Origin of the sequence: Mycobacterium sp. 1081908.1 (assembly GCF_001673535.1) — a bacterium.
Lineage (GTDB): Bacteria > Actinomycetota > Actinomycetes > Mycobacteriales > Mycobacteriaceae > Mycobacterium.
In genome coordinates this window covers 74631-87614 of record NZ_LZLY01000068.1, presented here as the reverse complement: position 1 = coordinate 87614, position 12984 = coordinate 74631, and the positions used below count along the sequence as shown (strand labels likewise).

At 66.3% G+C, this 12984-nt stretch carries 13 protein-coding genes; 8 read left to right on the top strand and 5 right to left on the bottom strand.

Annotated elements, in window-relative coordinates; all coding sequences use genetic code 11:
- The first annotated feature begins 37 nt into the window (after window positions 1-37).
- The 5 genes from A5655_RS09620 to A5655_RS09600 are packed head-to-tail and all read left to right on the top strand — an operon-like array spanning window position 38 to window position 4016.
- Entirely contained in the window at window positions 38-436 is a 399-nt protein-coding gene (locus A5655_RS09620) for a Rieske (2Fe-2S) protein (protein ID WP_067008748.1), read from the top strand.
- Window positions 433-1470, top strand: a complete 1038-nt coding sequence (locus A5655_RS09615) for an amidohydrolase family protein (RefSeq protein ID WP_067008745.1) — start codon at window positions 433-435, stop codon at window positions 1468-1470. The genes A5655_RS09620 and A5655_RS09615 overlap by 4 nt, the downstream gene beginning before the upstream one ends.
- Window positions 1470-2618, top strand: a complete 1149-nt coding sequence (locus A5655_RS09610; protein WP_067008742.1) for an amidohydrolase family protein — start codon at window positions 1470-1472, stop codon at window positions 2616-2618. Before A5655_RS09615 ends, A5655_RS09610 begins: the two co-directional genes overlap by 1 nt.
- A 4-nt stretch (window positions 2619-2622) precedes the next feature.
- The gene (locus A5655_RS09605) at window positions 2623-3051 is read left to right on the top strand and encodes a hypothetical protein (protein ID WP_067008738.1); all 429 of its coding nucleotides are present in this window, start codon (window positions 2623-2625) and stop codon (window positions 3049-3051) included.
- A gap of 5 nt (window positions 3052-3056) precedes the next feature.
- Window positions 3057-4016, top strand: coding sequence for an alpha/beta hydrolase (locus A5655_RS09600; RefSeq protein ID WP_082978577.1), 960 nt, complete (start codon window positions 3057-3059; stop codon window positions 4014-4016).
- Between the two features lie 9 nt (window positions 4017-4025).
- Here A5655_RS09600 and A5655_RS09595 read toward each other — a convergent pair whose 3' ends face one another.
- Window positions 4026-4703 (bottom strand): hypothetical protein, encoded by a 678-nt coding sequence (locus tag A5655_RS09595; RefSeq protein ID WP_156764792.1) that lies wholly within the window; start codon window positions 4701-4703, stop codon window positions 4026-4028.
- The gene (locus A5655_RS09590) at window positions 4700-5494 is read right to left on the bottom strand and encodes a hypothetical protein (RefSeq protein ID WP_067008735.1); all 795 of its coding nucleotides are present in this window, start codon (window positions 5492-5494) and stop codon (window positions 4700-4702) included. Before A5655_RS09590 ends, A5655_RS09595 begins: the two co-directional genes overlap by 4 nt.
- Before the next feature lie 154 nt (window positions 5495-5648).
- Here A5655_RS09590 and A5655_RS09585 point away from each other — a divergent pair, with 154 nt between their 5' ends.
- Window positions 5649-6800, top strand: a complete 1152-nt coding sequence (locus A5655_RS09585; protein ID WP_067008732.1) for an acyl-CoA dehydrogenase family protein — start codon at window positions 5649-5651, stop codon at window positions 6798-6800.
- Entirely contained in the window at window positions 6797-8032 is a 1236-nt protein-coding gene (locus A5655_RS09580) for an acyl-CoA dehydrogenase family protein (RefSeq protein WP_067008727.1), read from the top strand. The genes A5655_RS09585 and A5655_RS09580 overlap by 4 nt, the downstream gene beginning before the upstream one ends.
- A gap of 30 nt (window positions 8033-8062) precedes the next feature.
- On the opposite strand, the gene A5655_RS09575 is transcribed toward A5655_RS09580, so the two are convergent.
- From A5655_RS09575 to A5655_RS09565, 3 genes are all read right to left on the bottom strand, one after another.
- The gene (locus A5655_RS09575; protein ID WP_067008722.1) at window positions 8063-10018 is read right to left on the bottom strand and encodes a SpoIIE family protein phosphatase; all 1956 of its coding nucleotides are present in this window, start codon (window positions 10016-10018) and stop codon (window positions 8063-8065) included.
- A gap of 183 nt (window positions 10019-10201) precedes the next feature.
- On the bottom strand, window positions 10202-11401 hold the full coding sequence (locus A5655_RS09570) for an amidohydrolase family protein (RefSeq protein WP_067008719.1): 1200 nt from the start codon (window positions 11399-11401) through the stop codon (window positions 10202-10204).
- An 82-nt stretch (window positions 11402-11483) separates the two neighbouring features.
- Complete coding sequence (locus A5655_RS09565) at window positions 11484-12509, bottom strand: hotdog fold thioesterase (protein WP_067009002.1); 1026 nt, start codon at window positions 12507-12509, stop codon at window positions 11484-11486.
- A 171-nt stretch (window positions 12510-12680) separates the two neighbouring features.
- Here A5655_RS09565 and A5655_RS09560 point away from each other — a divergent pair, with 171 nt between their 5' ends.
- On the top strand, window positions 12681-12941 hold the full coding sequence (locus tag A5655_RS09560; protein WP_067008716.1) for a hypothetical protein: 261 nt from the start codon (window positions 12681-12683) through the stop codon (window positions 12939-12941).
- The last annotated feature ends 43 nt before the right edge of the window (window positions 12942-12984 follow it).

The following is a 12984-nucleotide window of genomic DNA, read 5'->3' as shown; positions in this document are numbered from 1 at the left end:
TAGCAACGAAGCCCAACGGCTTGTGGCCTTTACCGTAATGCGCACAGTATTGACCGAGAAGGCGGTGATTTCCCAGGTGCCCAACCGGCGATTCGTGTGCTCGCTCGACGAGCTGCCGCCCGGCGGGATGAAACTGGTCGACGTCGGAAAGTTCGGCGTGGGCGTCTACAACGTGCGCGGGCAGCTGTACGCGATCGTCAACTACTGCTCACACGAGGGCGCGCCGCTATGCCTCGGCCTGATCGGCGGCACCAACGAATCGGCCCCCGAATCGCCGGACGGGATGCGCCGGGCTCGTGACGGGCAGATCGTTCGATGCCCTTGGCATAATTGGGAATTCGACGTCACCACCGGTCAAAACGTCGCCGATCCGCGGCGGCGTGTCCGCACCTACCAGGTGGATGTCACCGACGGGGAGGTGTACCTGACCGCATGATCATCGACACCAATGTGCAGCCGCATTTCCGCTACAACGCCGAGATACGCCGCTATTTGCCGCCCGCGCACCAGCTGCGGTCGATCCCCGACGTCGAGCAGCAGTGGTATCAGGCGCCCGGCGGCGACTACCGGGCGGATCTCTACGGCGAGCACTACCCGGGATCGGATCCCGAGACGACGGCGCGGCACCTGTTCGAGGACATGGGCGTCGATTACGCCATCCTCAACCCGCTGACCCGCGGCAACATCGCCGACTACCTGCTCAACAGCCGCATCTGCGCCGCGGTCAACGACTGGCTGCTGGAGCGGTGGCTGGAGCCCGACCCCACCGACCGGTTCCGGGGCAGCATCCGGGTCAACCCCGAGGACCCCAGGGGCGCGGTCGCCGAGATCGAGCGCCTCGCCGGTCACCCGAAGCTGGTGCAGGTCGGCGTTCCCATGCAGTCGCGCGAGCCGTACGGCAAACCGATGTTCGAGCCCATCTGGGAGGCCGCCGCCGCGCACGGACTGCCGGTTGCGGTGCACATCAACGGCGGCAACGGCGTCGACCACCCGCCCACCTTCGCCGGGCACGCGCACACCTACCCCGGTTACGCGGCGTTCATGCCGCTGAACTACTTCGTGCACCTGGCCACGCTCGTCATCGAGGGCGTGTTGGGCCGGCACCCCGATCTGAAGTTTGTTTTCGCCGACGGCGGTTACGACATCCTCACCCCGCTGATGTGGCGGCTGGACACGTTCTGGCTGTCGATGCGCGACCAGACGCCCTGGGTCGACCGCTATCCCAGCGAATACCTGCCCGGCCACGTCCGGTTCTGCTCCTCGGCGTTCGACGGGCCGACGGACGCCGACGCGGCGCAGCGCTGGATGGACTTCACCGGCAAGTCCGACCTGCTGATGTACGGATCCAGCTACCCGCACTGGTCCACGTCGGCGCCGGAGGCGATCGCCGAGGGGCTGGATGCCCCCCAGCGCGAGAAGGTGTTGTGGCGCAACGCCAGTGAGCTCTACGGGCTGAAGGAGCGCGTCTGATGACGACGATCGAGCGACTCGACTCACCAACCGGTCAAGAGGACGAAATAGCGGTCACCATCGTCGACACCGATGTGCACCCGTTGCCGGTCTCGGCCGACCTGCTGAAGTCCTACGCGCCCGCCGAATGGGTGGACAAGATCTGGCCGACGGGCAACGCCGTCAGCCCCGTCCCGCATTTCTACGACACCCCCGATTCGTACAAGACGATGTCGCTGCGCCTCGACGCCGCCCCGCCCACCGGCGGGGTCGCCGGCAGCGATCCGGATTTCGCCGCCAAGCAGTTGCTTCTCGACGCCGGGGTCAGCATCGCGACGCTGGAGCCGATGTGCGACGCGCAACTGCCGCAGGCCGAACACGTGCTCAAGTCGACGTACAACGACTGGCTCGCCGACGTCTGGCTGGACAAGTACAACTGGCACGGCCGCTGGCGCGGGTCGATCAGCGTGAGCGCACAGACCCCGGAGCGGGCCGCCCGCGAAGTGGAACGGTGGGCGGGACATCCGTACATGGCCCAGGTGTTGATGACTCCGCAAACCCGCGGAATCCCTTTCGGCAACCCGCATTTCGACCCGCTCTACGACGCGGCCGCACGCAACGGCTTCCCCGTCGCCACCCATTTGATGGGACAGACGCCCTTCGAATTGATACCGCTGTACCCGGTGGGCAACCCCGCACACTGGCACGACTTCTTCGCCTCCTGGCCGTTGCTGTACGTCTCGCACCTGATGAGCCTGGTGTTTGACGGCGCGTTCGATCGTCACCCGGACCTGCGGGTGGTCTTCGTCGAAGGCGGCTTCACCTGGGCGATGCCGGTGATGTCGCGGATGGACCGGATCTGGGAGGCACGCCGCGGCGACCTGCCCCACGTGCGTCGCCGCCCGTCGGAGTATGTGCGCGAACACGTCCGGTTCACCACGCAGCCGCTGGAAGACGTCGACACCGTTCAGTTCCGCGAGTACCTGGAGATGATGGACCTCGGCGACAACCTGATGTTCTCGACGGACTATCCGCACTGGAGTTACGACGCGCCGACCTATGCGATCAACCGATTCCCCGCCGACCAACGGGAGCGAATCATGCGCGGCAACGCGACGGCTCTCTACGGGCTACCGGCGACCGTGAAGGCGCTTCCCGGAGAACGGTGACGCGGTGGCCGATCTGGCCGCCAAACTGGCCTCTCTGATCGGCGAATACGACGAGAAGTGGTCCGCGCTGGATTTCGCCGCCGTCGCCGACCTGTGGGAGCGTCAGGACCCGCGGCCGATCTACATCGGTGACGAATACGCGATGCCACTGGTCGGCGCCGACGAGCTCGATCGGCACTGGGCCAGGATCGGCGGTCGCCTGAAGCGGGCCTCGGTGTCGTCGCAGTTGTGGTCCGCCGAGGCGTTGGCCGGCGGCGTGGCTCGTTGCGTTTTGCTGAGCCGGTGGAGCTTCACCGGGCAAGAATCCGACGTTGCGCGCACCGGAACCAGCTGGATCACGTGGTTGCTGACTTTTCGCGGTGATAGGTACCGCATCTTCCACCACATGGAATCGCAGGTCTACCTTGAAGATGGTTTCCCGGACGGAAGTTGAGGGGTATGACGCAGACCAACATGACGCGGCCGCAAGGCCTTAACCGGATCGATCCGGCGCTGCGCGAGGCGGCAACCGGGCTGGGCGTCGTCGAGTTCCGCGCCGAGACGCTGGCCGCCGAGCGGAATGCGGCCAACGCCCGGGCCGCCGAGCGGGCCGCGGTCGCCGAAACCAGCGGTGTCGCCGTGGAGTCGCGATCCATCGCCGGCCCGGACGGCCAACCGCTGGGTATTCGTTTGTACCGCGGGGCCGCGGGATCCCGGGTGCCCCTGGTGATATACGCCCACGGCGGTGGCTTCGTGACCGGAAACCTGGACACCGATCACGCGCATTGCGTCGAGCTGGCCCGTGATGCCGAGTGTCTTGTGGTCTCGGTCGACTACCGGCTCGCACCCGAAAATCCCTGTCCGGCCGCGCTGGACGACGTGGACGCGGCCTTCCGCCACGCCGTCGACAACTGCGCCGACCTGGACGTGGACCCCACCCGCATCGCGGTGATGGGCCGGGACGCGGGTGCGGCGCTGGTCGCGAGCCTGACCCAGCGCATGTTCGACCAGGAAGGGCCGCCGGTGCTGGTGCAGATCCTGCATCAGCCGATGCTCGATTCCGATGCCACCCCGTCGCGACGAGAGTTCCAGCGCACGCCGGGCCTCAACGGTCCGGCCGTCAGCCGGGCCTGGAGCCACTACCTCGGCCACGCGACCGCGAACGGTCAACACGTCCCCGCGCATCGGGCCAACCTCGAGGGGCTGCCGCCCACGTTTGTCAGCTGCTCCGAGATCGACCCGTGCCGTGACGAAGCCATCGACTATGCCAATCGGCTACTGCATGCCTACGTCCACACCGAATTGCACGTCATCGCAGCAACATTCAACGGCTTCGATTCTCTGGTTCCCGATTGGATTGTCTCCGAGGAGAACCGGGCGCTGCACGCCCAGTCGCTGCGCCGCGTCTTCGCCATGTAGCCGGTGCGTCTAGACCGGTGTGAACTTGGTGATCAGCCATTTCCCGTTGATCCGGGACATGCGCACCAGGATGCTGCTGACGGCCACGGAAGGTTGGGCGCTGTCCTTGGTCGTGGTGACCTGATCGACGAAGACCAGGACGGCGGCCGAATCGGGCTGAAATTCCGAGACCGCGGCGCCAGTGACCTTGGCCTTGGTTTTCATCGATTTCTGTCTCGCCATCGGGGCCACCGTCTGCTGACTGAATTGGTCGAAGTACGACAGGAAATCCCCGCCGAGGTGTGACTTGGCGCTGGCGAAGTCCTGGTCGAGCGAGTCGGACGAATAGGACAGCACTGCGGTCGTTCCGTCCGAGGCCGCGTTGACCACGGCCCGGGCGGCTCCTGCATCGGTCTGTTGGTCAGGCCGGTACCACTCGAAGTACAGCCACGTCGCCACGACGCCCGAGATCACCAGCAGGACAACCAAAACCGCCGCGATGACCTTGCGCGCCCTGGGCGACAGGGAACGGCGCCGGCGTTCGATCGGCTCGGGGGAGTCGGACTCGACGTCGTGTGTTGGCTCCTCGGCTTCGTCGGTCGGCTCCTCGGCGTCGTCGGTGGGCTCCTCGGTCACGGAGTCGTCGTCTTCGACCGGTTCGGTGGGTTCCGGTCCGGCCGAATCGATGTCGCGCACGTCTTCGGTCACGGTATGTACTCGACTTTCGACATCTTGTACTTCCCGCCGACGTCGGAGACCGTCACCCTGAGGCGCCACATTCGCGGTGGTTCGTCTTTACCCGGCGGGGAATTGGTGACTTGCGATGTCGCCGAAACCAATACCACCGCAGAGTTGCCGTTGATGGACTCGAGCGCGGCGGCGTGCACCGTTCCCTCCGTCACCGCCTTCGACTGGATGACCACCGATATGAAGTCGTTGGCCCGCTGCTGGAAATCGGCCTGGAATTCGCCGGTGGACCCGTCGATCACCCGTTGGACATCGGCTTTGGCCTTGTTGAAGTCCAGCGAGATCATGTTGAGGACGCCCTGTTTGGCCCCGGCGACGAACGCCGCTTCCCGCTGTTCGTGCCTGGTGTTTTCGCGATGTTGCAGCACCATGTATGCGCTGGATGCGGCAAAAGCGATGATGGCGATGACGGCGGCAATCGCGGCGAGCATCGGCATCCGTCGTCGCCATCCGGCTTGCTCGGTTACCGGCTCGTCGTAGTCGTCCTCGTACCAGCCCTCGTCGTCTTCTTCGTCGTCCTCGTAGTCGCCCTGGTCCTCGTCCTCGGCGTAATCCTCATCCGCGTCGTCGTAGTCGTCGGGGTCCGGCAGCCCGAGGGCCTCGCGGCGCAGCCGGGCGGCGCGGGCGCGGGCGCGGGCCGCGGCGGCCAGCGCTTCGGCCGCGGCGGCCTCCGCCTCGGCCTCTTCGAGCAACGCCTGCGCGTCGGCCTCCGATGCGGTCGAATGATCGGGCGTTTCGTTCGCCTCAGCCACCGCGATTACCGCTCGTCATGGTCATTATCGATTGGACTCCGGTATCTCTTACCGTACTGCTCATTGCTAACATCAGAATCCCCAGCGAACTCCGACGAGAACCGACCAGGCGGATGATCAACCACCCACACTTCCTCTCGAATCTTCCGGCATCATGACCGCTGTCGACTCTCCCGAAAAGATACTCTTCGCTTCCACAACCCAGGCATTTCTGCAAAAAGAAGCGCCGCTGAGCCGCGTCCGCGAACTGCACGCCGCGGGACTGTCCTTCGACCCGGCGTGGTGGCGGCGCGCCGCGGAACTCGGGTGGACGGCCCTCCTCGTTCCGGAGGAGTCGGGCGGCGGCAGCGTCTCGGGCAGCGGCGTCGTGGATCTGGCCATGGTCGCCGAGCAACTCGGCAAGACGGTGGCGCCCGGGCCGCTGTATCCGGTCAGCGTCGTGCTCGCGGCACTCGCCGAGTGCCCGGATCCGCACCCGCACGCCGAGACCATCGAATCGCTGATGTCCGGCGAAACCGTGGCGTCGTGGGCGGTTTGCGAGCCGGGCAGGGGCTGGGCGCCGCTGGATCCGTCGGTGACGGCCACCCGGACCGAGGCCGGCTTCCGCATCGACGGCGCCAAGGACCGCGTCGAGGCCGGCGCCCAAAGTGGGGTGCTGCTGGTGGTGGCGCGGTGCGACGACGGCATCCGCCAGTTTCTGGTGCCAACGGACGCGCCGGGCGTTCGGATCGCGGCGCAGCAGTCGGTCGATTTGGTCAAGCAATACGCCAGGGTGGATTTCGACGGCGTGGTCGCGGAACCTTCCGCCGCGGTCGGCGGCCCAGCAGAGGCCGCCGCCATGATCGGGCGGCAGAGTCAGCTCGCCCAGGTGCTGCAGTGCGCCGAGGTGGTCGGCATCCTGCAAACGGTGTTCGACCTCACCGTCCAATGGGCGCTGGACAGGCATACATTCGGCCGCCCGCTGGCCTCCTACCAAGTCCTCAAACACGGCTTCGCCGACATGAAGTTGTGGCTGGAAGCGTGTCGTGCCACCACGTCGGCGGCGGTCGCCGAGGTTGCGGCGCGCTCGCCCAAGGCGGGCTGGTCGGCAAGCATCGCGAAGTCATACGTCGGCGAGATGGCGGGCCGCATCGTTCAGGCCTGCGTGCAGATGCACGGCGGCATCGGCGTCACGTGGGAACACGACCTGCACCTGTATCTGAGGCGGGTCACCTTGTACCGCTCCATGTTCGGCACGCCCGAGGAGCACAACCTGAGGGTGTACGAGGCCGAGAAAGCGGCACGATCGGTGACGAACGCCCGATGACGACCCCTGAGTCGGTTGCCGAATTCGCCGCGCGGGCCCGGGTGTGGTTGGCGGACAACCTGCCCGCCATCGACCCCGAGTCCCCGCCGCCCGCTCCGCGCGACGACGAAAGATCCTGGAACAGGGCCCGCGAACTGCAAAAGCGGCTCTACGAAGGGGGATTCGCCGGTATCTGCTTTCCGCGCGAGTACGGCGGCCTGGGCCTGGACTACGAATACCAGAAGGCATTCGACGCCGAATCCCTCGGTTACGAGATGCCGCTGATCCTCAACACGCCGACCTTCACCATCTGCTGCGCCACCCTGCTCGACACCGGGACCGAGGACCAGAAGAAGCGGCACATCGCCGCCGCCCTGCGCGGCGACGAGGTCTTGGTGCAACTGCTGTCCGAACCCAGCGGCGGGTCGGACCTCGCCGGTGTCATCACCCGGGCCGAACGCCAGGGTGACCGTTGGATCATCACCGGCGCAAAGACCTGGAGCACAAGCGCTTTCGCCGCCGATTACGGATTGTGCCTTGCGCGCACCGACTGGGACGCGCCCAAGCACGAAGGCCTGACGATGTTCCTGGTGCCCATCGGCCATCCCGGAATCACGTTGCGGCGCATCACCATGCTGAGTGGGTCCACCGAGTTTTGCGAGGAGTTCCTGGACGGCGTGGACGTCGGCGATGACGCCGTCGTCGGCGAGGTCAACGGCGGCTGGGCGGTCGCCTCGCGACAGCTGTACCACGAACGCCGCGCGGTCGGGCAGGGTTCGGAGTTCGCCAGCGGCGCCGGCCACGAAGGCGGCCACACGACGCCCGTCGACTACGTCGCCCTCGCCGAGAAGATGGGGCAGGCGGACAACGAACGAATCCACGAGATGGCCGGCCGGGTGCTCGTGCAGCGCGCGGTGGGCGAGCAGCTGATCGATCACGTGTACCGCAAAGTTCGAGACGGCGTACTGCCCCCGGCCGCGGGCACCCTCATCAGGCTCTTTCACTCCGAGACCGTGACCATGGACATGGACACCGCGTTGGCGATCTCGGGAAGCGCCGGTGTCGTCGGGGATGTCGGCGAAGGACTGGAGGCCGGCCTGCGGTACCTGTCTCGGCAGAATGTCGCGATCGGCGGCGGCACCACCGAGATGGCCCGCAATGTGATCGGCGAGCGGGTGCTCGGATTCCCCCGGGAGTACGCCGCCGACCGCGGGGTGCCGTTCAATCAGGTTCGGCACGGTCAGGGAGGCTGACTGGCGGCGCTGTTCGCCGGTGAGAGCGTTTTAGGGATCGCTGTTGGCCACCGGCATTTGGACGAGTGACAAGACGTGATGCGCCGGGGATCCAGGCGCGGCTACCAGCACGAAGCCACCACCCTGCGTGCGCGCCCGGTCGCGGGCGGCCGCCAGGGTGCTGACGCCCGCCGACCCGAGATGGGTTACCCCGTTGAGGTCGACGGTCAACGACGCTACGCCGGAGCGGCTTTCGACCGCGATCTGGCGGTCCAGGGTGGATGCGGTGGTCGAGTCGACATCTCCGCTGACCACGATGCGGCCGGCCTCTCCGACCATCGAGAGGAATTCGGAGTTGGTGGGCCGTTGGCGGGGTGACCGGCTGACGGTCGTGTCGGTGATGAAGTTCGCCGGCCGCGACAGCCGGTGCGTCAGGCTTGCCGTCGTCCCGCCGTCGTCATGCGTGACCTGCGCCTGGTTCACCAACGCCTCGGCCATTGCCAGTCCGCGACCGCGACCGCGCTCACCCTCCCGGTAGTCCTTCCAGCGCCCATCGTCGATCACCGAGGCGCGCAAGTTGCCGTCGCCGGACAGCGCGGCCTCGACCACGATCCGATTCGAAGCCTCGCCGGAAACCTTTGTCCCATAGCCGTGCTCGACCGCGTTCTCGACGAACTCCGAGACGGCGTGGACGACGTCACAGCTGTCGTCGGCGTCGGCGCCGACTTGGGAGAGCCACTCACGAAGCTGTGCGCGGACGGCGCGTGCGGTGTGAATCGTCGCATCCACAGTGATCCGCAGCGGTGGCGGCGGGGTGCGCCGTTGCGCGGCAAGGAGTGTGACGTCGTCCTTATAGCCCGTCGACCGGAGCAGCAATTCCAATGTCTCCGAACAGATGCGGTCGATCGGCCGGCCCGGCGCATCGATGACGAAGCCGCCAGTGCCGCCCACGATGTTCGCGGTGAGCGCGGCGAACTCCGCGGTGCTGGCGCCCAGGGGCCGCCCGGGACGTTCGATCAGGCCATCGGAATAAAGCAGGACCGAGTCGCCCACCTCAAGCAGCTCGGTACGCACCGGGAATCCGGTGCCACTGCCGAGGGGACCCGCACCCGTCGGCTCCGCGTACCGAGAGCTCGCGGCGGCGCTCACCAGCAGGGGTGGTGGGTGTCCCGCTGTGCAGTACTGGAATTCGCCGGTGGCGAGGTCGAGCGAACCGACACACAAGGTGGCCGACTTCGACCCCGGAACCTGTTCGTGAAAGTCTTCGACCGCTTCGAGCGCTTCAACGATGCTGCGGCCCAACGAGATCTGCATCCGCAGCGCGGTGCGCAGTTGCGACATCACTGCCGCGGCTTCGACACCGTGGCCGACGACGTCGCCCACGATAAGGACCAGCCGATCGCCGAGGGCCATCGCATCGAACCAGTCGCCACCGGCCGCGGTGTCCTCGGCGGCGACGAGATACTCCGCGGCGATATCGGCGCCGGGAACGACAGGCACCGACGGGGCCAGCAACGCCTGCTGCATGACGGTGGCCGAATCGCGGACGTTGCGGTAGCGCTGGGACAGCTCCTCGATGCGCTGCTCGGAGGCCAGCCGCGCCTGCACCCGGTCAGTGACATCGTCGAAGATGATCTGTACACCCTCGACCGATCCGTCGTCCCCGCGGCGAGGCGTGACGTCGAAGTCGAAGTACCGTTCCTGGATGCCCGATCCGTCATAGTCGGCCTGCAGCCGCCATTCCGTCCCGGTTTGCGGTTCGCCGGTTGCGTAGACCCGGTCGAACATTTGGTAGATCTGCTGGCTCTCCAACTCGGGGAAGACCTCGCGCGCGAGTTTTCCCACCGGATTGCCCGTCGGGTTGAATGCTCGGTAGGCCGCGTTGACCGCGACAAACCGGTGGTCGGGGCCCTTGAGGCCGACCAGCATCGCGGGGACATTTTCGAAGACGCGGCGAACGTCGTCGGCCGCGCCAACGGTCTCGTCCCAATCCTTCTCGGCGCCCACCCCGGCCGTCCCTTCTCGGGAACCCTTTACGGCGTCATAACTCGAGTCACGTAACCCGTCGAAATGCATGACGTCCGTACACTTCGACCCCCAGATTATCAACGCGCGTTAGGAACCGAACGCATCAGTTTGCTAACGACTTTGACTCAATGCGTGTTTCGCGCAAGCCGGATCGGGCAGCTCTCAGGCTGAAACGAGCTTCTTCGAGGGGACTTTCATCAGCTTCATCAGGTTGCCGCCCATGATCTTGGCGACGTCCTCCTCGCTGAATTCGGTGAGTTCGTCGACGAAGCTGATGGGGTCCTTCAGGCCCTCAGGGTGCGGCCAGTCGGAGCCGAACATCACCCGGTCGGTGCCCACCATGTTGACGATCTCGGTGAACCGGTCCTCCCAGAACGGGGTGATGTAGACGCATCGCTTGAACGCCTCGATCGGGTCCTCGCTGAACGACTGCGGCATCTTCTTGTAGACGCCCTTGAGGCCCTTGAAGAGGTCCGGCACCCAATCTGCGCCGTTCTCGATGGAAAGGATCCGCAACTCCGGGTTGCGCGACAGCGCGCCGTGGCACACCAGGGCGCCCATCGCGTCCAGGATCGGCCGATGGCCCATCGCGAAGCTGCGGAACGCGGTCGGCTTGAACGGCAGAAACTCGTCGCCCGGCTCCCACACGTTGGCGAACTCGGAGTAACCACTGTCGGAGGCGTGCATCGAGACCGGGATCTCGGCGTCGACGCAGGCCTGCCAGAACGGGTCGAACTCCTCGAGGCCGAACGAGCGGCTGCCCTTGTAGCCGGGCACCGGTGCCGGTCGAACCAGCACGGTGCGGGCGCCGCGCTCCAGGCACCACTGCAGCTCTTCGAGCGCGCGGTCGACGATCGGCAGGGTGATCACCGGGGTGGCGAAAATGCGTCCCTCGTAGTTGAACGTCCACTGCTCGTGCATCCACTGGTTGAGCGCGTGGATGACGTCGTGGGTCATCTCAGGGTCGTCCTTCATGCGCTCCTCGACCAGGCTGGCCAGTGTCGGGAACATCAGGGCGTAGTCGATGCCGAGTTCGTCCATGACCTCGAGCCGCGCGCCCGGCTCACGGAAGGCGGGGATGGCCTTCATCGGCTCGCCGAGGATCTCGCGATAGGACTTACCCTGCGCGCCGTTGCGGAAATAGTCCTCCTGGGCGCCCGGCTTGGCGACCTTCTCGAAGGTCGGGTTGGGGATGTACTCGCTGATATGGCCGCGCACAACGATCTTGGTGCGGCCGCGGACCTGCACGTAGTCGATGACGTGCTTGCGCTTGTCCGGAAGGTATTTGGTCAGCGCTTCCTGCGGCTCGTACATGTGGTTGTCGGCGTCGAACACGGGGAAGGGAAGTTCGCGGGACGGCATTGCGATCTCCTTGGGAGAAGTCTGGGGTTCTCGGTATGTGGTAATGACGTTACCACTTCTCCGTGTGAAGGAGTACCGGGAGCTAAATGTCCGCCTGCAGGCCGGTCGGCGTCGCCCCGTTGATGATGGCGAAATTCACGGTCGCGGTGGCGGCGAGCTCGTCGCCGTCGCCGTATATGTCGACCTGCATGACCATCGCCCGGCGACCGGACCGCAGCATCCGGGGGACCGCGCGCGCGGCGCCCTGCCGAATCGGGCGCAGGTAGCGCACGAAGAGGTCGGCGGTGGTCATGGTGGTGCCCTGCTGCAGGTAATCCAGCCCGTATTGCCCGCCCGCCACGTCGACCAGCGTGGCGATCAACCCGCCCTGAAGCGCGCCGGACGTGTTGACCACGTTGGGGCTGACCGGCATCGTCATCGCGAACTCGCCGTTGTGGGTGCCCGGCCGCAGGCCGATTTGGGCGAACAGCTCGGCCAGCGAGGGGGTGGCCGACTCCTCGTCGGTCTCCCGGATGCCGAGCGCGCGGCTGCAATAGTCATACAGCTGGCCGGCGTCGATCGGTTTGCCGATCAATTCGGTGCCGAGCCAGTGCAACCGCTGCGCGCCCATGATCGTCTGCATGACGATCGCGGCCGCGGCCCCGACGTCGAGTCCGGGGTTGAAGACCCCTTCGGTGATGCCCTGCCCCACGATGTCGCGGATCAGTTGATGCATCGGGGAGAGCACGCGGGTGTACTCGCGGGGGCGGGTTTCGGCCAGATGCTGGTTGTACAGGCTCAACGCCCTGTTGAGGCTGTCCTGGGTGCTTGACTCCGGTTGTTGGCTGACGCGGTCGATGACCAGCTTCAGCGCGGCCGTGCTGTCGAGCCCGGTGGTTTCGGCGCGCCAGCCCTGCACCGATTGCGCGATGGTCCGGTCGAACAATGCGAGCAGCAGCTCGTCCTTGCTGCTGAAGTGCTGGTAGAAGGCGCGAAGCGAGGTCTTGGAGCGCGCGACGACCTCCTGCACGGTGAAGTCGGTGCGTCCGGTTTCACCCAGGATCGCGACGGCGGTCTTGATGAAGCGGTCCCCGCGCGTCACGTCGGCTTCCTCGGTCGGTTCGGCCATGAGAATGAGGTTACCGCGCATTGCGGGATATGCGGGAAGCCCGACGAACGACGTCCACAAGTCGCAGCCGCAGCTCTGAATGGGCTTAGAACCGGCCCTGCGCCCCGGTAGAGGCGCCGTGGCGAACGATCCGGCTCTGAACTGGCGCCATCGGACTAGCATCAATGTGTTATGAGGACGGTCGTCGTCGCGGTCTTCTCCGTGATCGTCTCGGTATTCGTCAGCGTTCCGGCGGTGGCGCAGGCTGGCCCGTGCGTCAACGGAACCATCCGGCCCGGGGGTTGGGGCGGAGACTCCTTCCTATGCCAGGATCGCGGGTGGCTGCACGTCGTGCCGAACGGCGTGGGCGATAATCGCCCCGATCAGCCGCTGCCGCCGGGGTGTGTGCGATTCCCGGACAAGTACATGTGCCCCGCCGACGGACCCGGCTAGCAGTCGCGCCGCGCGCTCGAATGTGGTTGCGCCGCGGCCGATT